This is a genomic window from Pseudarthrobacter sp. SSS035 (assembly GCF_023273875.1).
GTDB lineage: Bacteria > Actinomycetota > Actinomycetes > Actinomycetales > Micrococcaceae > Arthrobacter.
In genome coordinates, this window is the sequence record NZ_CP096882.1 from 1766673 (window position 1) to 1790370 (window position 23698).

Sequence of the window (23698 nt, forward strand, 5' to 3'; positions counted from 1 at the left end):
TGCGGGTGCTACTTGCGTCACAGCGCATCTCCGTTCGTAGTTGTGGTGATGGGCGTCGTCCCCGGCGCCGTGCTTTTCGACGCCCGGCGCGACCCGGGCTGCGAGGCGTTGAAGCGACGTTCGAGGAAGTGCTGGCCGACGCCCGCGATGGTCACCAGGATCAGGTACCAGAGCACAGCCACGATGAGCAGGGGCAGGATCTTGAAGTTCTGCCCGTAGATGAGCTGCACCCGGGTCAGCAGGTCGCTGCCACCGATCACGGAGACAAGCGAAGTGGCCTTCAGCATGCCTATGAACTGGTTGCCGGTGGGCGGGATGATGACCCGGATGGACTGGGGCAGCACGATGCGCGCCAGGGCCTGGTTGCGGGTGAGGCCGAGGCTCACGCCCGCGTCGGTCTGGCCCGTCGGCACCGAGATGATGCCGCCTCGGATGATCTCGGCCATGTAGCCCGACTCGGCGAGCGAGAGGGCGATGAGGCCGGCGGTGAACCCCGAGATGAGGGTGTTTGTGTCCTGCCCCAGGATCACGGGGAAGAGCACCGCCAGGTTGAACCAGAGCAGCACCTGCACGAGCATCGGGACGCCGCGGAAGAACCAGACGTAGGCGCGGCCAATGGCGCTAGCGACCTTGTTGTTGCTCTGGATCATCAGGGCGATGATGAAGGCGAGCACGATCGAGATGAGCATGGCGGAGATCGCCAGCTGGATCGTGACGCCGACGCCCTGCAGCACCACCGGGTTGAACATGTACTCCCAGGTGACGCTCCACTCCATGTTGGGGTTCTGGGCCTGGGACTGGATGAAGAGGACGAGCAGCGCGATCGCGACGAGCCCGGAGACGATCTGGCCGTACTGGAGGCGCCGCTTCGCACGGATCGGCGCCTCCTGCACGGGCGGCTCGTCGCCGGGCCGGCGCACGTAATGCGCCGGACCGGTAGATGTCGGCAGTGACGAGTGGGTGAGGTCGGCCATGATCACTTCTCCGCCAGGTTGATGCCCGGGGTGTCGAGGTCGATGACCTCGACATCCCACTTCTTCAGGACCTCGTCGTAGGTGCCGTCCTCGTGGATCGCCTTGAGGGCGGTAAGGAAGGCGTCGCGGAGTTCGGTCTGCTCCTTGTTGAACGTCATGCCGAGGTAGACCTTCTGCTCGAAGTCCACGGGGAGCGATTCGAGCTTGTCACCGGTCTCGCGCTGGATGACCGAGACCGCCATGTCGGGCCAGAAGATGGCGTCGACGCGGCCCGAGGTCACCGCGAGGTTCTTGTCGCTAGAGTTCGGGAAGGAGACCAGTTCGGTTGCGGGCTTGCCCGCGGCGACGCAAGCCGCGGCCATCATGTCGACGAGGCGCTTGGCGTCGGAGCCCTTCACGTCGCCGATCTTGAGGCCGCAGGCGCCGTCGACGGCGCTCGTGATGCCCTTGGGGTTGCCCTTCTGGAGCATGAACACGGTGCCGGCCCACTGGTAGTCGATGAAGTCGACCTGCTCCTGCCGCTTCTTGCGGTCGGTCATTCCGGCGATCGCTGCGTCGAACTTGCCGCTCTGCATGCCGATCAGGATCTGGTCGAAGGGCACCTTCTCCCATTTGACCGGGATGCCCAATTGCTTCGCCATCGACTCCATGAGGTCGACGTTGTAGCCCTGGATGCCGGTCGAGCCGGCGGGGGTGAAGTTGGCCGGCTCGAAGTCGGGCTGCGTGGCGACGGTGAGCACACCCTTATCCTTGACCTTCTGCGGCAGCAGGTCGAAGAGGGGCGCTTTATCGTCGAGGGCGACGGCGGTCGCTGATCCGCCGGCCGTGGCCGTGGAGTCGGAGACGCCGCAGCCGGTGAAGGCGAGCAGGGCGAGGCCGCCTGCCGCGAGGGTGGCCGCAGCGCGGAGTGCGAAGGTGGTGCGGTAGAACGACATTGTTCTTGCCTTTCGGGGCGAGGTTCCGCGGGATGCGGAACTGGTTGGGGGGAGGAAGCGAGCAGGGTTCCGCTCGCCGGGTGCAGGGTCAACCCGTGCGTACGGGTATCCCGTGGCGCGCGATGACCTTGCCGCGTTTCAGCACGAGCCGCCGCGGCGGTCGGGCTGCGACTGCCTCGCCGATGCTCGAGGCATCGATGAGGAAGAGATCAGCGGGTGCGCCGGGTTCGATCCGGGCGGGTTCGCGCCCGAGGGCGATTGCCCCGCCGCTGACCGCCACGTCGAATGCGGTGGCGATCTGCTCGTCGGTGCGGAAGCCGTTGCGGTATGCGAGGTGGAAGGTGCGGTCGAGCATGTCGCCGTTTCCGTACGGGCCCCAGAGGTCTCTCACGCCGTCGTTGCCCGCGCCAATGTTGACCCCGCGCCCTCGCAGCTCGGCGACCGGCAGCACCGGTGTGTTGTAGACCGTTGCCGTCAGTAGGGAAATCCGCGCCTCGGCGAGGCCCTGCGAGATCCGCTCGGACTGGGCGCGGTCGACCTCGACGATGGCCACGCCGTGCGAGATCGCGACCTGACCCTCGAGCCCGTGCCGCAGCACACGCTCGATGATGAGCTCCATCGTGTGCGCACCGAGGGTGCCGCGCTCGTGCAGGTGGATGTCTAGCCTGGTGCCGTAGGTCTCGGCGAGCCCGAAGATCAGATCGAGGTGACGCACCGAGTCGCGTTCGAGCGCGGCGGGGTCGATGCCTCCGAGGCATCCGACCAGACCCTGCTGAAGGGCCGATTCGAGCAGCTCGGCCGTGCCGGGGCGAGTCAGCAGCCCGCCCTGCGGGAAGGCGACCTGTTCGACGTCGATCACATCGGCCAGCTCTTCGGCGACGCTCGTGACGAGCTCGAGACCGCGCAGCCCGATTTCGGGATCGACGTCGGTGTGCGTGCGGGCGAGGGTCGTCCCGGTGGCGGCCATTTGTTCGAGCAGCGCGTGCACGCCGTCGCGGCTGGGCAGGCCGAGCTCCGCGCGGCCCCGCTCGCCGTTCGCGATGCGGTCCTCGAGCACGGGCCCTGCGGAATGCGGAACCCAGTCGCGGCCCCAGAGGCTCTTGTCGACGTGGCAGTGGGCGTCGACCATTCCTGGCAGCGCGAGCGCACCGGCGCCGTCCTCGCGCACCGCCGCGGCGGCGTCGATGACACCGGACGGCTGGATCTGCGCGATGCGACCGTCCTGGACGAGCAGGTCCACCGGCGGCGCTTCATGCGCCAGCCGAACGCGCTCAATGAGTGTGCGTTGCATACCAAACCTCCCGCTCTTGTGACGATCGTCACGTTGTCTCCATAAACACATAGTAGGTGCTTTTGGTATTCCAAGGCAATACCAGCATCGCCAAATTCTGATTATTTCCGCTGCTTGTAACTAAATTAACCGCACAAGAAGTTGCCAGCATGCAACTTGGCATACCAAATATGGATTTGAAGTTCACGAGAGGAATCGTTTCGGCAATGTGTGTCTGCTGGCTGAGGGCCGGCAAATTCCGGGCGTCGCCGTCGGGCATCGCAGGGCCCGGCAACTCCCGCCCTATGATGAAAACGATTGTTGCCTTCACCCCTTGGCGCAGAAACGAGGATCCACCCATGTTGGCCATCCCCGCACCACCGGTGCGCCACCAGCAGCTCATTGTCACGATCTACGGGCTCTATGGCCGCAGCTCGGGCGATGCGCTTCCGGTATCCGTGCTGATATCCATGCTGGGTTCCCTCGGTTACGACGCCCCGGGAGTCAGATCCTCCGTCTCCCGACTGAAGGCCAAGGGTGTCCTCAAGAGCATCCGCCAGAACGGTGTCGCCAAGTACGAACTTTCCGAGGCGGTCCTCGACGTCTTCCGGGAAGGCGACCAGAGAATCTTCGCGCCGGAGCGGGCCACCCCGCTGGATGCCTGGGTTCTTGCCGTCTTCTCGGTTCCGGAATCCATGCGGAACCGTCGGCACCAGCTGCGCTCCGAACTGTCCGGCCTTGGTTTCGGTTCCGTGGCCTCGGGCGTGTGGATAGCCCCCGCCCAGATCCTGGAGCAGGCCCGTGAGCGGCTCACCGCGCGGGGGCTCATCCAGTTTGTGGACTTCTTCCAGGGCGACTACCTGTTTGACGGGCCCATGCGGCCGAAGGTTGCCGAGTGGTGGGACCTGGAAGCCATCGACGAGCAGTTCGCCGACTTCCTGGACCTCTACGAGGGCGCCGGTGAACTCTGGGCCGGGCTGGTGGACGACGATCCAGAGGCTGCCCTGGCCGAATCGACGGCCGAGCTGCGCCGCGACGCGTTCCGCTACTACATCCCGATGCTGACAGTGTGGCGCCGCTTCCCATACAGGGACCCGAATCTCCCGCTGGAATACCTGCCGGAAGACTGGAAAAGCCCCACGGTCCGGAAAACGTTCCAGGCTGTGCACCGGCTGGCCGCGCCCTTGGCGGCGGCCCACGCGAACGAACTCATCCACGGCCAGGCGGACCTCCCAGCCCACTAAGGGGCTGGTCCACGCTTGGCCGGACGGGCACGCGACTCTCTCCTTGAATGCGCACACCGGCTTCCTGCATGCCCCTTCGGCGTTGATTGACGACTTATGCATAAAAATCGACGGTCGTTACAGATTAGTCATTTTGACGATACAATCGCCTCCTCCCCGCCCACAAATAGCCCTCCGCAACGCTGGGAGGCCGCCCATGCCCGCCATGGGTAGGATCGTCAAAAACCGTCTTTGGTATGCCAGGTGGTTTCGTCATGCTCACTTGGCTTCGTGAAGCCTGCGCAAAAAAACCGCATTGACAGGAAACATCCCATCAATCATTGACGGTAATTTCTCGCTTGGTATACCGTTGGCGCAATCGACGCCCCATCGCAAAGACCAACAACCGGAGGTGCCCATGACACTCATTCTCACCGCTTCAGCCCTTGAAGATTTGGCCAGCATGGCCGAAACTATCGCCGCCGTCGAATGTGGCTTCGTCGATATCGCACGAGGCACTGCCCAACAGCCCGCTCCGATGTCCCTTCACCTGCCGTCTTCGGACGCACGGTATCTGCTCATGTCCGGGCTGGCTGACACGCAGCAACTCGCGGCCGTGAAGCTGCTGTCCGATATTCCCGCGAACCGTGAAGCTGGACTACCCACGCAGCGTTCAAGCATCTTGCTGGCGGACCAGCGCACCGGGGAAACGCTTGCTCTTCTCGACGGCCGGGTTCCCACCCGCGTCCGGACCGCTGCGGCAAGCGCTGTGGCGAGCAAGTACCTAGCCCGCCCGGACAGTTCAACGCTCGGCCTCATTGGCGCCGGCGCCCTGGCGATCGCCCACGTCGAGGCCCTGCTGCACGTGCTACCCATCAAGAAGGTTGTCGTCTGGTCCCGCAGCAAAGCCACCATTCAGGCCTTCGAAGCGAGGACCGCGCATCACGCCATCGAGTTCGTGGCAGCATCCAGCGTCCAGGAAACGGTGGAAGCCGCTGATGTCCTCTGCACGCTGACACCATCCGAAGAGCCCCTGGTCCGTGGCGGCTGGTTCCGTCCGGGGCTCCACATCAATGCGGTCGGGGCCCGCCCCCGGCTAACCCACCGTGAAATAGATTCGGCCGGGATGGGCCGCTCCAAGGTCTTCGTCGACAGCATGGAGACCGCCGTACAGAAGTCCGGCGATCTCATGATGGCCGTGTCCGAGGGTGCCATCTCGCTCGACGAGGTTCGGGGTGAACTCGGTGCGGTCATTGCCGGGCAGTTGGCCGGGCGTGACAACGACGACGACGTCACCCTCTTCAATTCAGTGGGCATCGGCATGCAGGACCTGGCCATCGGCCGCCTGCTGTATGACGCCGCCGTGCGGCACGGCCTCGGAACGGACATTGACATGTCGCGCTGAAATAAACGAAACATCCGTTGCGCCTTTGGTGTCAACGGGATACGTCACGGGCATATCCCACTTCCGTGACGATAGTCAATGTTGCTACATATTTCGCGATCGCCGTCTGGCTTCCGGTATATCCCGGCAGTGCATGGCAGGGACCGCGGCAAGAAAGCCGGCAACTTTTACGACCTCCCGGAAGGCCTCCATGAAAAGCCATGATTCTTCACCCGCTGGCGAACCAGCTGATTTCATCATCCGTGGCGCCCTTGTGCTCACGATGAACCCCGAGCAACCAAGGGCCAGCGCCGTGGCCGTGCGGGGAAACACGATCGTCTTCGTCGGGAACGACCAGCACGCGGAACAATTCCTTGGACCGGCCACCACGGTGGTGGACGCGAAGGGCCGGTTCATCTGCCCGGGGTTCCACGATTCGCACAACCACATGCTGATGACCGGCCTCGGGATGCTGATCCCCACCCTTTCCGGCGCACGGTCCGTCGGTGAGTTGCTGACGGTCTTGCGTACGCAGGCCGATGATACGCCGGCCGGCACCTGGGTGGTCTCCGCGGGTGACTGGCATGAGAGCAGGCTGCACGAAGCCCGCATGGCGTCCCGGGCTGAACTGGACGAGGCATGCCCCGCACACCCTGCGGTGCTCCGTCGGGGTGGGCACAATATTGTCCTGAACAGCATGGCGCTTGAACGCCTGGAGATTGCCGAAGACTCCCAAGCCCCGGCAAGTGCTACGTATGTCAGGGACAACGGCCGCCTGACCGGGCAGATCATCGGCAATGCCCACGTGACGGATCTGCTCGACCTGCTCCCAAAACCTGGCCCGAACCAGTACCGCGAGGCTCTTGAGACTGTCCAGCGCCGTTACAGCGCGGCCGGAATCACCTCAGTGATCGACCCTGCCCTGACCCTTGAGGAAATGCAGCTGTACCGCTCCCTGGCGGCTTCTTCGGGGCTGCAGGTACGGGTCTCGATGCTCTGGCGCGTTCCCCCTCCCAGAGTCGGAGTGGACGCCGCCGTCCGGATGATTGAATCCGGGCAGGTCCAGGTTGACGACGGCGATGGTTGGGCGCGCACGATCGGCGTCAAGATCTGTGTGGACGGCGGGGTGGAAACGGGCTACTACCGGGAGCAGTACCGGCGGGTGGATGACATCGATCATCCCCGCGGCAAGCCTTTCCTGGGAACCGAAGACCTTGACCGTCTTTGCAAGGCAGCGAATCTGGCGGGCTTGCCCGTCGGCGCCCACTGCGTGGGGGATGCAGGCATTGACATGGTCCTGGATGCCTACGAAAAGGCGAACGTCCTGAAGCCATTGGAGGGTCAGCGCTGGACGTTGATCCACATGCTCTACCCACATTCAGAACACTGGGACCGTGTCAACGCGCTGGGCGTGGGCATCGCCGCCCAGGAGCCGCTCCATTTCGCCTTGGGCAGCGGTTTTGCCGAGTATCTCGGCAGCGACAGGGCTGCGGCAATTGCCCCACTGGCAGACTACTTGGCCAAGTGCGAAAATCCGATCGGCGGCGGCTCGGACAGCCCCGTTGCCCCGTATGAACCGTTGCTGGGAATCGAGGCCTCCGTGACGCGCTCCACTCGGTCCGCGGGAGTTCTGGGCCACGAGTTCGCCATATCACCCCGCGATGCCCTGGCCATGTACACGAGCGGCAGCGCATGGTGTGCGAACGCCGAACGCCGGCTGGGCACCCTGGCACCAGGGATGCTGGCGGACCTGGTGGTCCTGTCCGACGACCCAGGCGCGGTTGCCAGCCATGACATCGGAGCCATCGAGGTCCTCCTGACGGTTGTGGACGGGCGCGTCAGCCACGGCGAATTTGACGGCGGCGTGCTCCCCCGCATCCAGGCTCTCCCCTGCCTCGAACCAGCCCACCCGGGCGAAATCACTGAGAGAAAGTGAAACCATGAATAGTCACCCTGTTCCAACGGCTCCCCCTACGGAAGGTGCCCCCGCACTTCAAGCGGTCCGGCCGCTGCGCTGGGCGGTCATCCTCCTGACCTTCCTGGCTGTGGTCCTCGATGGATTCGACACCGCTTCCATGGGGCTGTCCATTCCTTCCCTTTCGGCCGCATGGGGAGCGACCCCAGCCGCCTTCACCGCACCGCTGATCGCCACCAACGCCGGTGTGGTCATCGGATATATCGCCTGCTGGCGGATCTCCGCCCAACTCGGATTGCGGCTCACACTGATCGGGGGGACGGCAATCTTCGCGGTGGGCTCAGCCGTGACCGCCCTGTCGGGTGATATCACCATGATGGCCTTGGCAAGGCTCATCACAGGGTTTGGATTGGGCGCCGTATTGCCGTCGGCCGTTTCCCTGGCCACCCACGGCGCGTCGGCGCGTACGCGCGAACGACTCGCGGTCCTGGTCACGATGGGGCTGTCCGCGGGATCCCTCGCTGCCGGACTCAGTGGCGGCAACCTGATCGGCGCCTACGGATGGCAATCCATCTTCTGGGTGGGGGCCATCCTACCGACTGTTCTCCTGCCCATGATGTGGTTCGGCATTGCCGATGTCCGAATCACGGCACAACACCGGGGGCTGGAAAGGTCGGGTGTAGGCAGTTTGTTCGGCGGAGGAATGACGCCGCGCACACTGCTCCTGTGGGCCTTCGCGTTCCTGATCTTCACCACCTTCTATGCCTTCTCCTCCTGGCTCCCCACTCTCTTGCTTAGCTATGGCTTCAGCCCGTCCATGGCCCCACTGGGTGCTGCTTCGCTGGGAATCGGAGGCATCCTGGGTGCTTCGCTGCTGATCATTTTCGCAGGCAAGTTCCCCACGAGCCGAATGCTCATTGCTGCCGGTGCCCTGGCCATCGTCTTCCTGATGCTGGTCTCGTTCACCAGGCCCGGCCCCGTGCTCCTGTTGATTCTGTTCACAGGGGTCGGTGCCGGACTTGCCAGCAGCATGGTCGGCCAGGCGGCCGTCGCCGTGAGTGCCTATTCGGAGGCTTCACGGACGGCCGGTGTCGGTTGGGCCTCGGCCATGGGCCGTATGGGCTCGATCGCCGGCCCCGCAGCCGGCGGCCTGATGCTCGCCGCTGGCCAGTCAGCCCAGACTGTTGTGGTGATGGCCTGCGCTCCCGTGGTGTTGGCGGTCGTGGCAATGACTCTTCTCGCACGAAGAACCGCAGGAAAAACGCCTAGCATGACGCGCCGGTAGCGCGAACAGACAGCAGAATGCCCGCGATTGGCGCCAATGGCGGCACCCGTCGCGGGCATTCTGCTGTCCGGCCACAACCCTCGGCCGGCCCTTGCATGTTCAGTGGGCGTCTCTCAGCCCTCCGGGATCACCGCAATGCCCTGGATTTCGATCAGAGCCTCTTTCTGCCATAGCCGGGTGACGCCGATACCCGCCATTGCCGGGTACTCGGAACCGGCCATTTCACGCCAGATGCGTCCGATCTCGCGCCCGTTCGCCATATAGTCGTCCACGTCCGTGAGGTAGATGGTCACGTTGACGAGGTCCTCGGGCTGGCCGCCCGCCTCCCGCAGCGTTGTCAGGACGTTGGAGAACGCCTGCTTGAACTGTTCAACGATGCCGCCGGGAACGATGTTCATGTTCTTGTCCAGGGCCGTCTGGCCGCCCAGGAAGATTGTGTTGCCGGCAAGAATGCCGTGCGCAAAACCCGAAGGCTTGGGGAGCGATTCCGGGTTGATCGTCTGGTGGCTCATGCTGTTCCTCCTGGTCGTGGCAACTGCAAAACTTTTGGAAAGCCTCTGTGCAGATCATTTCTGCCGTGCTACCTTGAGCATATGTGACGATCGTAAAAAAGTCGACACATCAATTTCGAAGGGACAGAACGCATGAAACTTGCCACCTTGCGCACGGCCGGCGGAGGCACGACGGCGGCACTCGCCACGGGCCCCGACACGTACGTCGCGTTGCCGGCCACCGACGTCGGGGCGCTCCTCGCCCAGCCGGATTGGCAGGCCATCGTTCGTGGAACTGAAGCGACGGAAGACACGATCACCGACGCCGACCTCGCCCCCCTCCTTCCCCAGGCCGGGAAGGTCATCTGCTGCGGCCTGAACTATGGCGATCACATCCAGGAGATGGGCCGCGAGCTTCCCGAGTACCCCACGCTCTTCGCCAAGTACGCGGATACGCTGGTCGGCGCTTCGGACACCGTGGAAGTCCACGGCAGCGGCAGCGTCGACTGGGAAGCCGAGCTCGGCGTCGTCGTTGGTGCTGAACTGTTCCGCGCGGACGAGGACCAAGCACGCGAGGCAATCGCCGGGTACACGGTCGCCAACGACGTCTCCATGCGCGACTGGCAAAGCCGGACTCTTCAATGGTTCCAGGGCAAGGCCTTCGACGGAACCACGCCGGTGGGCCCGGTCATGCTGACCGCTGACGAAGCGGACGGCGACTTTGAGGTCCGCGGCTACGTCAACGGTGAACTCGTGCAGCACGGTAACACCAGCACCTTGGTGTTTGGCCCGGCGAAGCTGCTGTCCTACATTTCCCAGTTCACCACGCTGCGCCCCGGCGACCTTGTCCTGACGGGTACGCCCGGCGGAGTGGGGATGGGAATGACTCCCCCGCGTTTCCTCAGCGACGGGGACGTCCTCACCACTGAAATCGACGGGATCGGCAGGCTGGAGAACCTCTTCCGGATCTACGCTCCCGTCGTCGCCGACGCCTAAAGACAGCCCAAGCAACTACCACTTCAAAGGAGTGACCAACCATGAACCCAACCGCTACCGTTTACCGCCTCGAAGGCGACAACTCCACCTACGCCCAGGCCGACGGCAAGGTGGTGCCGGTCGTGACCCGCGCCGGCCAGGAAGACACCAACACCGCCCAGTCCGGGGACTGCGTCCGCGTCTCCGGTGTCAGCATCCAGCACACCCCGGCCACGAAGATCTGGTTCGGCCAGGTCTCAAACACTCCCGGCTATCGCTCGCTGCCGCACCATCACGGTGAGGCCGAAACCGGCGGCTACGTACTGCGCGGCCACGGCCGCATCTACTTTGGCGAGAACTACCAGGAATTCCTGGACATGAAGGCAGGCGACTGGGTCTTCGTCCCGCCGTTCATGCCCCACGTCGAGGCCAATATGTCCGTCACGGAGGAACTCGTGTGGCTGACCGCGCGAACCCCGGAGAACCTCGTGGTGAACCTCGAGGACGTTCCCGACGAAACCCTCGCCGACTACCACCGGGCATAGAAGCAATGATCATTGGAACCTTGATGTCAGAGACTTTCCTCAGGGCAGTGGAGCTTACCCCGGTTCCGGCGCAGGTCCACGATGAAGCGTATGAGGCAACCACCCAGTACGTGCCGTGGCCCAAGGCCTACGGTGGCGACATGGTGGCGCAGGCCGCCGCGGCCATGATGCGATCGGTGGATACGGACCGCTCGCTGCACTCGATGCACAGCTACTTCATGCGTCCCGTGGATATCGGTTCAAGTGTCCGGTACGAAGTGGAGCGTTTGCGGGACGGCCGCGGGTACTCCACCCGCACCGTCCGCGGCTTCCAGAACGGCAAACCGGTATATGCCGCGATGGGTTCTTTCCAGGTTCCCGAAGAGGGACCGGACTTCCAGCCCGAGGCTCCTGCCGCCGTCGAGCCTGAATCGCTCAGAAGTGCGGCGGAAGCGCTGGACGGGACTGAGGGTCCGGCCGCAGACTATTGGTCCACGGGTCGCAGTTTCGACATGAGGCATATACCCGGACCGGTTTACATTGAGCTGGAGGGCGGTTCCGTGCCGCAGCAGGCCATCTGGGTCAGGGCTTTCGACGCACTGCCTGACGACGCTGACCTCCACCGCGCAGCCCTGGCTTACGTTTGCGATTACACGATTTTGGAGCCGTTGCTCCGGGTGAACGGACTGAACTGGTCCAGTCCCGGACTTGCCACCGCCAGCTTGGACCACTCCATGTGGTTCCACCGCGACGGCCGCGCCGACGACTGGGTCCTTTACGCACAGGACGCCATTTCTGGCCAAAGCAACAGGGGCCTGGCCATGGGCCGCTTCTTCGATCGGCGAGGAAGGCTCCTTGCCACTGTCGCCCAAGAGGGCATGATCCGCGCCGGCGCCTGAGCGCCGGCCGCAACACCATCCAAGCTTCAACGACGCACCACTGAAAGGAACGGCCATGAGCATGATGCCATCGGCCCACGTGGACACGTTCACCCGCGACCACCTACCGGCCGCCGATACCTGGCCTGCGCTTGAATTCACCCTCCCTGAACTTCACTACCCGGAGCGGCTTAACGCCGCCGCGGTGCTGATCGACGACGCCGTCGAGCAGTACGGCGCAGACCGCCCGGCTCTGTGGACATCTGACGGCACGGTCTGGACCTACGGTCAGCTCCAGAAGTGCTCCAACCAGGTGGCCCAGGTCCTCACCGAAGACCTCGGCATTGTTCCCGGCAATCGCGTGCTGCTGCGCGGCCCCAACAACCCCTGGATCGTCGCCGCGTGGCTCGGTGTGCTGAAGGCCGGCGCCGTGGCGGTCACCACCATGCCCATGTTGCGCTCCACCGAGGTTGCCACGCTGATCCAGCTCACCAAGCCAGTGGTGGCCATTTCGGACCATCGCTTCGTGGATGAGCTCGCGGTCGCCGCTGGGGATGACGTTACAGTCCTGGCCTACGGATCCGACGACGGCGGCGACCTCACCGCGCGCTGCCAGCTCAAGAACGGCGAATTCACGGCTGTGGACACGTCCGCCGACGACGTTGCGCTGTTGGGTCCGACGTCCGGCACCACCGGTGTGCCCAAGGTGACCATGCACTTTCACCGGGACATCCTGGCCAACGCAGACACTTTCGCCCGTTACATCCTGCAACCCACGGCGGACGACGTCTTTGCCGGTTCGCCACCACTTGCCTTCACGTTCGGCCTTGGCGGCCTGGTGGTCTTCCCACTCCGGTTTGGCGCGTCGTCGCTCCTGACCGAGAAGGCCGGTCCTGTGGAACTGGCCCAGCACGCATCCGCGGCCGGGGCCACTATTCTTTTCACCGCCCCTACGGCGTACCGGGCCATCCTCAAAGAGGGCCGCGGAGACTTGCTCGGGGGCCTGCGGATTGCGGTCTCGGCAGGAGAGCACTTGTCCAAAGAGACGTGGGAAGCAGTGCATGAAGCGACGGGTCTGCGGCTGGTCAATGGGATCGGAGCCACGGAGATGCTGCATGTTTTCATTTCCGCCGCTGGCGACGACATCAGGCCCGGAACCACGGGTCGCGCTGTTCCGGGCTTCAGGGCCACCATCCTCGATGATGACGGCAATGAACTCGGCCCCGGACAGTCAGGACGCCTGGCCGTGATTGGCCCCACAGGTTGCCGGTACCTGGACGATGCGCGGCAGGCCAACTATGTGGTCCGCGGCTGGAACGTCACCGGCGATACGTTCTCCATGGACGAGGACAGGTACTTCACGTACCAGGCCCGTTCGGACAACATGATCGTCTCCTCGGGCTACAACATCGGCGCACCTGAGGTTGAATCGGCCATTGATCAACACCCGGACGTGGTGGAGAACGCAGTCATCGGCCGCCCGGATCCTGAGCGCGGCAGCATTGTCTGCGCGTTCATCGTCCTGCGCGAAGGCGTCACTGGCGACGCCGGGAAGCGCAAGGAAATCCAGGACTTCGTGAAGCAAACCATCGCCCCTTACAAGTACCCCCGGGACATCCGCTTCGTCACCGAGCTGCCGCGCAACCCCAGCGGCAAACTCCAGCACTTCAAACTTCGCGACGGACTCGAAGAGAACCATACGAGCGAATCCGTACAACTGACCCCCGCCGGCCAGAGCCAGGCCTGAGAAGGAGCATCACCATGAAAATCGCAATCGTTGGAGGCGGCCCCGGAGGCCTGTACTTCGCAGCATTGATGAAGCAGCTGGACCCGTCTCACGACATCACCCTGTGGGAACGAAACGCTGCCAGCGACACTTTTGGTTTCGGCGTCGTATTCTCCGATGAGACCCTGGGCGGCATCGGCAACGCCGATCCCGTGGTGGCCGACTACATGAGCCGCCGCTTCGCTCGCTGGTCCGATATTGATATCCACTTCCGCGACGAGATGATCACGGTAGGCGGCCAGGGCTTCGCTGCCATGAGCCGCAAGGAACTGCTGGAGCTGCTGCAGCGCCGCTGCGCCGAACTCAACGTGGACCTCCGCTTCCAGACCTTGGCCCCGGCCATTGAGGAACTCCAAGCCAACTACGATCTCGTGCTTGCCGCCGACGGCATCAACTCGCAGATCCGTGCCAAGTACGCCGATTCCTTCCGGCCTGACCTTGACCCCCGCACCAACAAGTTCATGTGGCTCGGTACGGACCAGGTGTTCGAGGCCTTCAAGTTCTTCGTGAAGGAAACCGAGTGGGGCATCATGCAGATCCACGGTTACCCATACTCGGATGAGGGCTCCACGTTCATCGTGGAAATGCACCAGGACGTATGGGACGCGGCAGGCTTCGACGAGACCGCCAATGAGGTCTTCCCTCCAGGCGTCTCGGACGAAAAGGCAATCGCCAAGATCCGCGAGATCTTCGCCGAAGAGTTGAACGGCTACGAGGTCCTGACCAACAACTCCAAGTGGATCACCTTCACCACGGTCCGCAACGAGAGCTGGCGCCACAACAACGTAGTCCTTCTCGGCGACGCCGCCCACACGGCACACTTCTCCATCGGTTCCGGTACCAAGCTGGCCATGGAGGACTCCTTGGCTCTGGCCGCTTGCCTGCACGAGCACCCGAATGTTGAAACTGCGCTGGTTGCCTACGAGGCCGAGCGTCGGCCCGTTGTTGCTTCCACCCAGCGCGCGGCCCAGGCATCGCTTGAGTGGTTCGAACGCATCGGCCAGTACAAGGACCAGGACCCCACACAGTTCGCATTCAACCTGCTGACCCGCAGCCGCCGCATCACCCAGGAGAACCTGCGCCTCCGCGACCCCGAATTCGCGGACACCGTTGACCGCGGCTTTGCGGAGTCACAGGGCCTCTCCGACGTTGCACCTGCCATGTTCCAGCCATTCACCATCGGTGAGCTGGAACTAAAAAACCGCATTGTAGTTTCGCCCATGGACATGTATTCCGCGGTGGACGGCATCCCGGGCGACTTCCATAAGGTTCACCTGGGTTCCAAGGCCTTAGGTGGTGCCGGCCTGGTCATGACCGAAATGGTCTGCGTCTCCGAAGCAGGCCGTATCACCCCGGGCTGCAGCGGCCTGTACACGGATGGCCAGCGTGACAGCTGGAAGGAGATCGTGGACTTCGTCCACAGCCGCTCCACCGCCAAGATCGGCGCCCAGCTTGGCCACTCGGGCCGCAAGGGTTCCACCAAGCTCATGTGGGAAGGCATCGACCAGCCACTCGAGTCCGGCAACTGGCCCACGGTTGGTCCGTCCGCCTTGCCGTACGGTCCGGACAACCAGACCCCGGCAGAGTTGGATCGCGCCGGCATGGAAGCCATCAAGACAGAGTTCGTCGCCTCCACCGTCCGTGCAGACCATGCAGGCTTCGACCTCCTCGAAATCCACGCCGCACACGGTTATCTGTTGTCCTCCTTCCTCTCGCCGGTATCCAACAAACGGACCGACGAATACGGTGGCAGCCTGGAGAACCGGTTGCGGTTCCCGTTGGAAGTGTTCGACGCCGTTCGTGCGGCATGGACTGCCAGCAAGCCTGTGACTGTGCGCATCTCAGCGACCGACTGGATCGAGGGTGGCAACACCTCCGACGATTCTGTGGAGATCGCCAGGGCGTTCGTCGCCCACGGTGCTGCCGGCCTGGATATCTCGACCGGCCAGGTGGCCAAGGAAGAGAAGCCCGCTTTCGGCCGTAGCTACCAGACGCCGTTTGCCGACCGTATCCGTCAGGAAGTTGCCGCTCCGGCAGGCGCGGCAGTGATCGCCGTCGGCGCTATCTCCAGCTATGACGATGTGAACTCGATCCTCCTCGCAGGCCGCGCGGACCTGATCGCTCTGGGCCGCACGCACCTTTACGATCCCCAGTGGACCCTGCATGCCGCCGCTGAACAGGAATACCGAGGCCCCGGTGCGCAGTGGATTCCGCAATTCCGCGCCGGCCGCCGGAAGCCGCCGAGCTCCCGCACTGACGCCGTACGTCCGCGTCTGTCCCTGCTCAAGGAACCGGATGCCGAAGAGGCCACCACCCACTTGCGCTGGACTCCTGAGTCGGCTGCCGCATCGGTTTTGGTGAAGTAGCCATTGGCCACCGCTCCGGTCAACGACCGGAAAGTGCCCACGCGCACAACAGGTCTTGTGCTGTTTTGCTGCTGGCTCGCCATCCTTGCCGAAGGTTACGACGTCGGCGTCCTGGGAGCCGTCCTGCCGGCCCTCGCTGAGTATAAGGAATGGAACCTGAGCCCGGTGGCTCTTGGCGGACTCGGTTCATATGCCTTGAGGCATGCTTATTGGAGCCCTTTGCATTGGCACCCTCAGTGACCTCGTGGGCCGCAAGAAGATGCTCTTGGCCTCCATGGTGATCTTTACGATTACCCAGGCCGGCGCAGCGTGGGCTCCCACGCCTGAACTGTTCGGACTCTTCCGCCTCATCGGCGGGCTGGGTATGGGCGGTGTCATCCCAGTGGCGGCGGCGCTGACCGTCGAATACTTGGCGCCCAACAAGCGGTCCTATAACTACGGCCTCATGTACTCTGGGTACTCGCTGGGCATCGTTTCGGCTGCACTCGCCGCCCTGTTCGTGCTCCCCACCGGTGGGTGGCGTGCCGTCGTCGCCATGGGCGCAGCGCCGATCGTGCTACTGCCCATCATCTGGAAGTTCCTTCCGGAATCCCTCGAATACCTTGAGTCGAAAGGGCGGAAGGCGGAAGCCAAAGCCCTCGCATCCAAGCTGAAGATCGCCAGCTATGTTCCTGTTGTCCCGGTGTCTCCTGCAGGTCCCCCAGGGCGGTCCTGGGTCCCGGCCGGCGGAGCCGTGGTGGAAGACCATCACCACCATGTTCTCGCTGAAGTACCTGCGGTCAACCGTCTTCTTCTGGATCTCGCTGTTCTGTGGCCTGGTCCTCGTCTACGGCCTCAACACCTGGCTACCGAGCATCATGAAGAAGGCCGGCTACGATCTGGGCTCGTCACTGACGTTCCTGCTGGACTTCAGCCTTGCCTCTGCGATTGGTGGCCTGGGCATCATGCTGCTCGTCTTCCCCAACACCATGGTGGTCAACCTGTTGTTCGTGGCCTTTGCCGTCGTCGGATCCATCTCCACGTCGCTTGTCCTGACGGGCTATATCGCCGACTACTACCCGGCCAAGATCCGCGGTACTGCCACGGGTTGGGCCGTGAGCTTCGCCCGCCTGGGCGCCATCTCCGGGCCTCTTATCGGTGGCTGGATTGCCAGTTCGAAGCTGCCGTTCGAGTACAATTTCGCCATCTTCGCCGGAATCGCCGTGCTCGCGGCAGGTGCCGTGGCGATGATTCCGAAGCGCCGCACCGAGGACCCGGTTTCCCGCAGCCGTGGCTGAGGGCGGCGAGCAGGCGAGCCGAGTGCTCGACGGCGACGCGGAAGGGGAGAGCGCCACCGTCGGCGTCCGGTAGCAAAGCACTGGCTGCGGGTGCTGACCGAGATCAAGAACCGCGGCGTGGCCGACTGTTGCATCGGGTCTGCGACGGGTTTAAGGGTCTGCCGGACGCGGTCGCAGCGGTATGGCCGCAGACCGACGTGCAATGTCTGACTTGCTGCCGAGGAACAGACCGGTGCCGATAGCGCCACCGAGGGCGATCTTGGTGAGCTGGGGGCTGGTCAATTCGGGTCTAAGCCTGTGTTCGCGCTGTCTGATTTGGTCAAAGGTGTCGGACGTCGTTGTCTCCTTAGTGGGGGCATCGAAGCTGCCGGGGCGTGGCGCTTTGGGCGCGATAACGGGGAAATGCAGGTACCTGTGCCGAGTGGCGGGGCGGGGAGTGCTTAGGTGACGGCGTTGCGCTGTTTGAATTCCTCGGCGTCCCAGGCGCGGGTGTCGAGGATGTCGCGCAGGATTTCGACGGCGTCCCAAACGTCCGCATGACCCAGGTAGAGCGGGGTAATGCCGAAGCGCAGCACCTCGGGTTCGCGGTAGTCACCGATGACGCCGCGGGCGATGAGGGCGCTCATGACGGCGTAGCCCTCGGGGTGGCGGAAGCTGACGTGGCTGCCCCGGGTGGCATGGTCGCGCGGGGTGATCAGTTCGAGAGGATGGCCGCCGCATCGCTGCTCCACAAGGGAGATGAACAGGTCGGTCAATGCAAGCGATTTGGCACGCAGGACGTCGGCATCGGCGTCAAGCATGATGTCTAGACCGGTTTCGACCATGGCCAGCGCGGTGATCGGCTGGGTGCCGCAGAGGAACCTGTTGATGTTCTTGGCCGGTGTGTAGGCGTCCGCCATGTCGAATGGTTTGGCATGGGACCACCAGCCCGCGAGCGGCTGCCAGAAGCGGTCCTGGTGGAGGTCGTTGACCCAAATGAATGCCGGGGACCCGGGCCCACCATTGAGGTACTTGTAGGTGCACCCTACGGCATAGTCGGCATCCGCCCCGTTAAGGTCGACATTGACGGCCCCGGCTGCGTGGGCCAGATCCCAGACCGCCAATGCGCCGAGGTTGTGGGCCTGGGCGGTGACAGCAGCCATGTCCCACATGGCGCCGCTGCGGTAGTTGACGTGTGAGAGGGCAATCACTGCGGTCGACTCGTCAAGGGCCTCATTCAACGGCAGGGTGTCGTCGATGAGCCGGACCTCGTACCGGATGCCAGATTCCTCGGCCACGGAGTTCAGGAAGTCGGTGATCCCCTCGGCGATGTAGACGTCGGACGGAAAGTTGTCCCGCTCGGTGACAATGACACGTTTTTCCGGGTGGTCAACCTGCTGGAGACGGATCGCCGAGGCGAGCGCCTTGAACAGGTTCAGGCTGGTGGTGTCGGTGACAATTGTCTCGCCCCGGCGTCCACCAATGAGCTGCGCGAGTTTGTCGCCCAGGCGGCCTGGAAGGTCGAACCAGCCTGCTGTATTCCAACTGCGTATCAGGCCCTCGCCCCATTCAGCTCTAACAACGTCCTGCACTCGTTCCAAGGCGCCCACCGGACGGGGACCGAGCGAGTTTCCGTCGAGGTAAATGACCCCCTCGGGCAGGATGAACCGCTCCCGGAAGTGCGACAGGGAGTCCGCCGCGTCGGCGGCGATGCAGTCCTCACGTTCCGTGCGGACGAAGGTGTTTCTGGTGGACATTCAGACTCCTGGCATTGAGGACGCCGTGGGGTGGCGCAGTGTTCATCTGTTCCTCACAGGATAGAATAATCATCAGGTGTTGAGTATCTGTTCTGAATAATCAATCAAGGTTAGCGGGAAATTTAGTGCTGCATTCAGAAGCTATCCGCGAGCGTCGGCCTCAATTGAATCCGATTCGCCTTGATGCGGCGGACATGGTCATACTGCGCGAACTCTCCGATGATGCCCGCACACCCAACAATGTGCTGGCCCGTCGTGCCGGTCTGGCCCCGTCAACCTGCCTGAATCGGGTCCGGGCCCTGCGGGAGGCGGGTGTCATCCGCGGCTTCCACGCCGACATCAGTCTGGGCAGCCTGGGGCTTGATGTTGGAGCTTTGATTTCCATCAATGTCCATGCTCAGGCGCGAAAGAACATGCTGGAACTCGCGCGCGGACTGCGCGATCTGCCCGAAACGCTCAATGTCTTCGTCCTCGGCGGCGAGCACGACCTGCTTCTCCACGTTGCCTGTGCCAGCACAGGCGACCTGCGGGACTTTGTCGCCGCACATCTTGGCAGCAATCAATCATTCGTGAACACCCAAACTACGCTGATCTTTGAGCACCTGCAGCCTGTTCCGCCTGTCCGCACCAATCAGTGAAGGGTGCGAGCTGGATCTACGGGCATCGCTCCTCATTCCGCATGCCACCTACACGGACCGCAACCCGGCGGTGCACGGCGAAGACCGCAGAGACCTGGCCGCACTACATCATGGGCGAGCATGATCCACTGCCCGTTGACGTCCATGCGCTACAACCGCCAGAGGCCGGCCCACCGCCTGCTCGCGAAGCGGGGCTTCGACGGCGGTCATGCTGGCTCCGTTCTACGGGTTGAGGGCAAAGACTGGGGTCACGTTCAATAGAACCCGGTCATCCCCGTCCTAGCGAGGGCCCTGCTGATCAGGGGCCTGCCAGTACCCCTCCGCTGCGGACGGCGTAGCGCGGACGGCATTTGCGCTTTTATGGCACTTATGTACGTTTCGGCGAGTTCGGACTAAAATGACTTCATGAGCGAGATGACTGTGACGGACGCGCGGAGCCGGCTTTCGGAGGCCGTCGATACTGCGCGCGTGAACCACGAACCGGTGTACCTGCTGCGCCGGGGACGCCGCGTGGCCGCGCTGATCGACGCCGGGGATCTCGCCCGCTTGATCGAGGCTGCCGAGGACCTGGAGGATCTCCGCGCAGCGGCCGCGGCACGGACCGAAATGGCCGATACAGGCGAAGGCCCGGTGCCCTGGGAGGAAGTCAAGGCGGAACTGGGTCTGGTGTGAGCTATGCCGTGCAGCTCGCTCCGGCCGCTGTCCGGCCGTTGCGCAAACTTCCGCCCGATGCGCGCCGACGCATCCAAGCCGCCATCGAACTACTCGCCGAGACACCGCGTCCCCCAGGAGCCAAGAAACTAACCGGAAGCAGCGGCGACTGGCGTGTCCGTACAGGCGATTACCGGATCATCTACGAGATCCTGGACGCACAGCTGATCATCCTGGTAGTCGCCATGGGCCACCGGCGCGACATCTACCAACACCAGGGTTAAGATCATGTGCCCTATTGGGTAAGCCCAGGGATGCGGGCTTGGATCGCGCCCATAGTGTGCAACGCTGGTTGCATGGATCTGGAGGTGTCGCCCGCGCTCACGATTCCCGCGTCGGAACTCCGCTGGCGGTTCTCACGTTCGTCCGGGCCTGGTGGTCAGCACGTCAACACGACGGACAGCCGTGCGGAAGTCTCGTGGAACATCGCCGGCTCCGCCGTCCTCACGGATGACCAGCAGCAGATGCTCCTCAGGCGGCTCGGACCACGCCTCATTTCCGGCGTGATCACCGTGGCCTCCTCCGAGCAGCGCTCCCAGCTGCGCAACCGCGAGACCGCACTGGCGAAGCTCGCCGAGCTTGTAGCGGAGGGCCTGGCACCCGAAGGCCCCCGACGTCGGGCCACCAAACCCACCCGGCGTTCGAACCGCCGTCGCCTCGCCGCCAAGGAACAGCGGTCGGCGACGAAGCGGCAACGGCAGCGGCCGTCCGCCGAGTAGCACCGCCCCCGGCCTGGCGCCGGCGGCACCAAGCGGCGATCCCGCCGTCGAGCCCTATCCCTGCGGATTTCCGCCCGTTGCGGCAGAGGCGGCAGAGGCGGCTTCGCCGACGCGGCGCACCCAAGCATGCGCACCCCAGATGAACAGCAGCAGCGCCACGAGGACCAGCCCGGCGTGGCCCAAGTCGAGTTCGGCCAGGAACGTGGTCACCGGGTCGGTAAGTCCGAGCAGCCCGTGCAAGATCCCGGCGATCGTGATGGCCGAGATGAACAGGGCAGAGGCCGCGGAAACGCCCGTGATGACCATGTTGAAACCGATACGGCGCTTGGGGTCCACAACCGCGCTTCGGTACATCTTCATCATCGCGACGCCGTTCACCGTGTCGCATAATGTCATCGCCGCCATGAAGCCAAAAGGCAGGGCCATCAGCGCCACCGGGGAGATGCCGGCGAGGGCGGCCGTCGCTGTGAGGAGCAGGAACGCGATGGTCGAGGCCGTGTCGAAGCCGAGGCCGAAGAGGAACCCCAGGACGAAGATGTCGCGTGGGCGGTTGACGCGGGAGAGCGGTTTGTCGAGCAGGCGGGCCACGAGTCCGGTCGGGGCTAGCGCTTCACGGGTGACGGTCGCGCCGTCCTTGACCCGCCGGTACAGCAACGCGGTCCGCCGGAACGCGGCGGCGTTGTAGACACCGATGGTCAGCAGGAACAGCCCCGAAACGGATGCCCCGGTAATGCTCAGAACCACATTCGCAGTGGATCCGTCATTCAGCGCGTCCTGAATTATGCCGGCACCACTGACCACAAGCACCCCGGCAAGCACAACCACCATGCTGTGGCCCATGCTGAAGGCGAAGCCCACGCTGACGGGGCTGCGGCCCTGGGCGGCGAAGCGGCGGGTGGAGTTGTCGATCGCCGCAATGTGGTCCCAGTCGTAGCTGTGCTTCACACCGGCCAGGTAAGCCGTGATGAGCAGGCCGATTACCACAGGGTTGTGGTTTGTGCGCAGCGAATCGGCCAGCAGCGCGAGCATGACGATGTGGAGGGCGGCGACTGCCGCGAAGGTGACCGCCAACCGGCGGGCCGTCGGGAGGGCTTCCCGCTCGTGGTGGTTCAACAGGGCTTTCATTTAGTACTTTCGAAGGTTGAGGCGGGGCTGGCCGTGCCAGCGGAACCGCAGAAAATCGATGCCGGCGCGGATGACGGCGTCCAGCGGCTCGGTGGCGTGGGACAGTGCCCGGATGGCCAGGCCGCCGTCGAGCAGTGTCATTCCCAGGCTGCAGCCGTCGGCAAGCGGCACCAGCAGCTCATGCAGCTCGTTCAGCAGCGCGGCGTCCACGCGGGCATCCATGACCAGGAGGGAACCGACGTGCGTGTAGTCCTCAAGGAAGGCCATGCCGTCTATCGGGGCGGCACCGGTCAGCGGACGGATCAGAAGGTTGTCGAGCACCGCCAGGCGCCCGTCGACCGAGATCTCGTTCCGCAGCCGAATTTCGTCGTAGCCAAACAGGGCGCCGTCCGGTGACCAGCCCGGGGTGACGATCTCGGCCATCACCAGCGAGGCGCTGCCGTGCATCTCAATCACCGTGGCCTGCCGGTAGGTCGCCCCGCGGTAAGCGATCAGGGGGTCGGGCACAGATTCCAGGCTCGCGTCGGGGCCGAGCCGGATGTGCGTCCGCTGTTCGGCGCGGGTCCCGGGAGTGCGGTAGACCTTCGTCGCTGACTGTGTGGTCAGCAGGAGCCGGGCCCCTGTTTCCACAGTGATGTCGATTTCATACTCGTCGCCACCGACGTACCCGCCCCCGGGATTGACCACCACGTAGCAGACCTGGCCGGTGTCATCGAGGTAGTGCGGGCGCAGGATGCGCAGCGCGCCCTGGTGGTACTGGCTCGTGGCGATGCAGCGGTCGCCCCGCACACCCACGGTGAGGGCGAGCGTACCGGCGAGCGCGACGGCGGCGCGGCGCACCGGGAGTTCGGGCGCCGGCGCACCCGTCACTGGCGGAGATCAAGCATGAGCACGTCGCGCCTGATCCAGTTGATGACGTGCTCCAGGCCTTCGTCGGTCTTGAGGTTCGTGAAGCAGTAGGGCTTGTTGCCGCGGAACTCGAGCGTGTCCGCCTCCATCACGGAGAGGTCGGCACCCACATACGGGGCCAGGTCCTTTTTGTTGATGATGAAGAAGTCGGACTTGATCATGCCCTGGCCGGCCTTGCGCGGGATTTTTTCGCCCTGCGCCACGTCGATGATGTAGATCGAGAAGTCCACGAGCTCCGGGCTGAACGTGGCCGAAAGGTTGTCTCCCCCGCTTTCGATGAAGACGACTTCGAGGCCGGGGTGGCGCAGCCGCAGCTCCTCTACAGCGGCCGAGTTCATCGACGTATCCTCCCGGATGGCCGTGTGCGGGCAGCCGCCGGTTTCGATGCCGATGATGCGGTCCAGTGGCAGGATCCCGGTGGCCGCGAGGATCTTGGCGTCCTCGATGGTGTAGATGTCGTTGGTGATCGCGGCCATCGAGATCTCGGCGCTGAGGTGGCGGGTCAGGCGTTCCACGAGTTGGGTCTTGCCTGCGCCGACAGGACCGCCGACGCCGATTTTGATGAGATTCATGATGC

The 23698-nt window shown here is 64.1% G+C and carries 23 protein-coding genes and 2 pseudogenes; 16 read left to right on the plus strand and 9 right to left on the minus strand.

Going from position 1 to position 23698, the window contains the following annotated elements; genetic code table 11:
• Positions 1-17: 17 nt before the first annotated feature.
• From MUN23_RS08105 to MUN23_RS08120, 4 genes are all read right to left on the minus strand, one after another.
• Complete coding sequence (locus MUN23_RS08105) at positions 18-974, minus strand: amino acid ABC transporter permease (protein ID WP_248764030.1); 957 nt, start codon at positions 972-974, stop codon at positions 18-20.
• A 2-nt stretch (positions 975-976) separates the two neighbouring features.
• Positions 977-1909, minus strand: a complete 933-nt coding sequence (locus tag MUN23_RS08110) for an ABC transporter substrate-binding protein (RefSeq protein ID WP_248763342.1) — start codon at positions 1907-1909, stop codon at positions 977-979.
• Positions 1910-1997: 88 nt separating this feature from the next.
• Positions 1998-3200, minus strand: a complete 1203-nt coding sequence (locus MUN23_RS08115; protein ID WP_248763343.1) for an amidohydrolase — start codon at positions 3198-3200, stop codon at positions 1998-2000.
• A 28-nt stretch (positions 3201-3228) separates the two neighbouring features.
• Complete coding sequence (locus MUN23_RS08120; protein WP_248763344.1) at positions 3229-3549, minus strand: hypothetical protein; 321 nt, start codon at positions 3547-3549, stop codon at positions 3229-3231.
• Here MUN23_RS08120 and MUN23_RS08125 point away from each other — a divergent pair.
• The 4 genes from MUN23_RS08125 (at position 3539) to MUN23_RS08140 (ending at position 8986) form a co-directional block, all read left to right on the plus strand.
• Positions 3539-4423, plus strand: a complete 885-nt coding sequence (locus MUN23_RS08125) for a PaaX family transcriptional regulator C-terminal domain-containing protein (RefSeq protein ID WP_248763345.1) — start codon at positions 3539-3541, stop codon at positions 4421-4423. The genes MUN23_RS08120 and MUN23_RS08125 overlap by 11 nt on opposite strands.
• A gap of 397 nt (positions 4424-4820) precedes the next feature.
• Positions 4821-5807 carry an ornithine cyclodeaminase family protein gene (locus MUN23_RS08130; RefSeq protein WP_248763346.1) on the plus strand — a complete coding sequence of 329 codons (987 nt, stop codon included), beginning with the start codon at positions 4821-4823 and terminating at the stop codon, positions 5805-5807.
• Positions 5808-5997: 190 nt separating this feature from the next.
• Positions 5998-7722 carry an amidohydrolase gene (locus tag MUN23_RS08135; RefSeq protein ID WP_248763347.1) on the plus strand — a complete coding sequence of 575 codons (1725 nt, stop codon included), beginning with the start codon at positions 5998-6000 and terminating at the stop codon, positions 7720-7722.
• A 4-nt stretch (positions 7723-7726) separates the two neighbouring features.
• The gene (locus MUN23_RS08140; protein WP_248763348.1) at positions 7727-8986 is read left to right on the plus strand and encodes an MFS transporter; all 1260 of its coding nucleotides are present in this window, start codon (positions 7727-7729) and stop codon (positions 8984-8986) included.
• Positions 8987-9099: 113 nt separating this feature from the next.
• Here MUN23_RS08140 and MUN23_RS08145 read toward each other — a convergent pair whose 3' ends face one another.
• Positions 9100-9498 (minus strand): RidA family protein, encoded by a 399-nt coding sequence (locus MUN23_RS08145; RefSeq protein ID WP_248763349.1) that lies wholly within the window; start codon positions 9496-9498, stop codon positions 9100-9102.
• A 132-nt stretch (positions 9499-9630) separates the two neighbouring features.
• On the opposite strand from MUN23_RS08145, the gene MUN23_RS08150 reads away from it, so the two are divergent.
• From MUN23_RS08150 to MUN23_RS23550, 8 genes and pseudogenes are all read left to right on the plus strand, one after another.
• Positions 9631-10473: a fumarylacetoacetate hydrolase family protein gene (locus MUN23_RS08150; protein ID WP_248763350.1), complete on the plus strand. Its 843-nt coding sequence runs from the start codon at positions 9631-9633 to the stop codon at positions 10471-10473.
• A 41-nt stretch (positions 10474-10514) separates the two neighbouring features.
• A complete protein-coding gene (locus MUN23_RS08155; protein WP_248763351.1) occupies positions 10515-10997 on the plus strand; it encodes a cupin domain-containing protein in 483 nt (160 codons plus the stop codon).
• Positions 10998-11002: 5 nt separating this feature from the next.
• Positions 11003-11875 (plus strand): acyl-CoA thioesterase II, encoded by an 873-nt coding sequence (locus tag MUN23_RS08160; RefSeq protein WP_248763352.1) that lies wholly within the window; start codon positions 11003-11005, stop codon positions 11873-11875.
• Between the two features lie 55 nt (positions 11876-11930).
• On the plus strand, positions 11931-13601 hold the full coding sequence (locus tag MUN23_RS08165; RefSeq protein WP_248763353.1) for an AMP-binding protein: 1671 nt from the start codon (positions 11931-11933) through the stop codon (positions 13599-13601).
• A 14-nt stretch (positions 13602-13615) separates the two neighbouring features.
• On the plus strand, positions 13616-16006 hold the full coding sequence (locus MUN23_RS08170) for a bifunctional salicylyl-CoA 5-hydroxylase/oxidoreductase (protein WP_248763354.1): 2391 nt from the start codon (positions 13616-13618) through the stop codon (positions 16004-16006).
• A 259-nt stretch (positions 16007-16265) separates the two neighbouring features.
• Positions 16266-16619: pseudogene (locus MUN23_RS08175) on the plus strand (MFS transporter); the annotation flags it as partial.
• Between the two features lie 52 nt (positions 16620-16671).
• A complete protein-coding gene (locus MUN23_RS08180; RefSeq protein WP_248763355.1) occupies positions 16672-17283 on the plus strand; it encodes an MFS transporter in 612 nt (203 codons plus the stop codon).
• Between the two features lie 72 nt (positions 17284-17355).
• Positions 17356-17486: pseudogene (locus MUN23_RS23550) on the plus strand (transposase); the annotation flags it as partial.
• A 237-nt stretch (positions 17487-17723) separates the two neighbouring features.
• Here MUN23_RS23550 and kynU read toward each other — a convergent pair.
• Positions 17724-19019, minus strand: coding sequence for a kynureninase (kynU, locus tag MUN23_RS08185; protein ID WP_248763356.1), 1296 nt, complete (start codon positions 19017-19019; stop codon positions 17724-17726).
• Positions 19020-19144: 125 nt separating this feature from the next.
• On the opposite strand from kynU, the gene MUN23_RS08190 reads away from it, so the two are divergent.
• The 4 genes from MUN23_RS08190 (at position 19145) to arfB (ending at position 21087) form a co-directional block, all read left to right on the plus strand.
• Positions 19145-19657: an Lrp/AsnC family transcriptional regulator gene (locus tag MUN23_RS08190; protein WP_248763357.1), complete on the plus strand. Its 513-nt coding sequence runs from the start codon at positions 19145-19147 to the stop codon at positions 19655-19657.
• A gap of 405 nt (positions 19658-20062) precedes the next feature.
• Positions 20063-20329 carry a type II toxin-antitoxin system Phd/YefM family antitoxin gene (locus tag MUN23_RS08195; protein ID WP_248763358.1) on the plus strand — a complete coding sequence of 89 codons (267 nt, stop codon included), beginning with the start codon at positions 20063-20065 and terminating at the stop codon, positions 20327-20329.
• Positions 20326-20592, plus strand: a complete 267-nt coding sequence (locus tag MUN23_RS08200; RefSeq protein ID WP_248763359.1) for a type II toxin-antitoxin system RelE/ParE family toxin — start codon at positions 20326-20328, stop codon at positions 20590-20592. Before MUN23_RS08195 ends, MUN23_RS08200 begins: the two co-directional genes overlap by 4 nt.
• 72 nt (positions 20593-20664) lie before the next feature.
• The gene (gene arfB / locus MUN23_RS08205; RefSeq protein ID WP_248763360.1) at positions 20665-21087 is read left to right on the plus strand and encodes an alternative ribosome rescue aminoacyl-tRNA hydrolase ArfB; all 423 of its coding nucleotides are present in this window, start codon (positions 20665-20667) and stop codon (positions 21085-21087) included.
• 54 nt (positions 21088-21141) lie between these two features.
• Here the strand turns inward: arfB and MUN23_RS08210 are convergent, their stop codons facing one another.
• The 3 genes from MUN23_RS08210 to ureG are packed head-to-tail and all read right to left on the minus strand — an operon-like array spanning position 21142 to position 23693.
• Positions 21142-22212, minus strand: coding sequence for a HoxN/HupN/NixA family nickel/cobalt transporter (locus tag MUN23_RS08210; protein WP_248763361.1), 1071 nt, complete (start codon positions 22210-22212; stop codon positions 21142-21144).
• The gene (locus tag MUN23_RS08215; protein ID WP_248763362.1) at positions 22213-23082 is read right to left on the minus strand and encodes an urease accessory protein UreD; all 870 of its coding nucleotides are present in this window, start codon (positions 23080-23082) and stop codon (positions 22213-22215) included.
• Positions 23079-23693 carry an urease accessory protein UreG gene (ureG, locus tag MUN23_RS08220; RefSeq protein WP_371876000.1) on the minus strand — a complete coding sequence of 205 codons (615 nt, stop codon included), beginning with the start codon at positions 23691-23693 and terminating at the stop codon, positions 23079-23081. The genes MUN23_RS08215 and ureG overlap by 4 nt, the downstream gene beginning before the upstream one ends.
• Between the last annotated feature and the right edge of the window lie 5 nt (positions 23694-23698).

Bases quoted from the DNA above. Each gene is read 5' to 3' on its own strand.
- MUN23_RS08105 (WP_248764030.1), bottom strand. From the start codon at position 974: ATGGCCGACCTCACCCACTCGTCACTGCCGACATCTACCGGTCCGGCG.
- MUN23_RS08110 (WP_248763342.1), bottom strand. From the start codon at position 1,909: ATGTCGTTCTACCGCACCACCTTCGCACTCCGCGCTGCGGCCACCCTC.
- MUN23_RS08115 (WP_248763343.1), bottom strand. From the start codon at position 3,200: ATGCAACGCACACTCATTGAGCGCGTTCGGCTGGCGCATGAAGCGCCG.
- MUN23_RS08125 (WP_248763345.1), top strand. From the start codon at position 3,539: ATGTTGGCCATCCCCGCACCACCGGTGCGCCACCAGCAGCTCATTGTC.
- MUN23_RS08120 (WP_248763344.1), bottom strand. From the start codon at position 3,549: ATGGCCAACATGGGTGGATCCTCGTTTCTGCGCCAAGGGGTGAAGGCA.
- MUN23_RS08130 (WP_248763346.1), top strand. From the start codon at position 4,821: ATGACACTCATTCTCACCGCTTCAGCCCTTGAAGATTTGGCCAGCATG.
- MUN23_RS08135 (WP_248763347.1), top strand. From the start codon at position 5,998: ATGAAAAGCCATGATTCTTCACCCGCTGGCGAACCAGCTGATTTCATC.
- MUN23_RS08140 (WP_248763348.1), top strand. From the start codon at position 7,727: ATGAATAGTCACCCTGTTCCAACGGCTCCCCCTACGGAAGGTGCCCCC.
- MUN23_RS08145 (WP_248763349.1), bottom strand. From the start codon at position 9,498: ATGAGCCACCAGACGATCAACCCGGAATCGCTCCCCAAGCCTTCGGGT.
- MUN23_RS08150 (WP_248763350.1), top strand. From the start codon at position 9,631: ATGAAACTTGCCACCTTGCGCACGGCCGGCGGAGGCACGACGGCGGCA.
- MUN23_RS08155 (WP_248763351.1), top strand. From the start codon at position 10,515: ATGAACCCAACCGCTACCGTTTACCGCCTCGAAGGCGACAACTCCACC.
- MUN23_RS08160 (WP_248763352.1), top strand. From the start codon at position 11,003: ATGATCATTGGAACCTTGATGTCAGAGACTTTCCTCAGGGCAGTGGAG.
- MUN23_RS08165 (WP_248763353.1), top strand. From the start codon at position 11,931: ATGAGCATGATGCCATCGGCCCACGTGGACACGTTCACCCGCGACCAC.
- MUN23_RS08170 (WP_248763354.1), top strand. From the start codon at position 13,616: ATGAAAATCGCAATCGTTGGAGGCGGCCCCGGAGGCCTGTACTTCGCA.
- MUN23_RS08180 (WP_248763355.1), top strand. From the start codon at position 16,672: ATGTTCCTGTTGTCCCGGTGTCTCCTGCAGGTCCCCCAGGGCGGTCCT.
- kynU (WP_248763356.1), bottom strand. From the start codon at position 19,019: ATGTCCACCAGAAACACCTTCGTCCGCACGGAACGTGAGGACTGCATC.
- MUN23_RS08195 (WP_248763358.1), top strand. From the start codon at position 20,063: ATGAGCGAGATGACTGTGACGGACGCGCGGAGCCGGCTTTCGGAGGCC.
- arfB (WP_248763360.1), top strand. From the start codon at position 20,665: ATGGATCTGGAGGTGTCGCCCGCGCTCACGATTCCCGCGTCGGAACTC.
- MUN23_RS08210 (WP_248763361.1), bottom strand. From the start codon at position 22,212: ATGAAAGCCCTGTTGAACCACCACGAGCGGGAAGCCCTCCCGACGGCC.
- ureG (WP_371876000.1), bottom strand. From the start codon at position 23,693: ATGAATCTCATCAAAATCGGCGTCGGCGGTCCTGTCGGCGCAGGCAAG.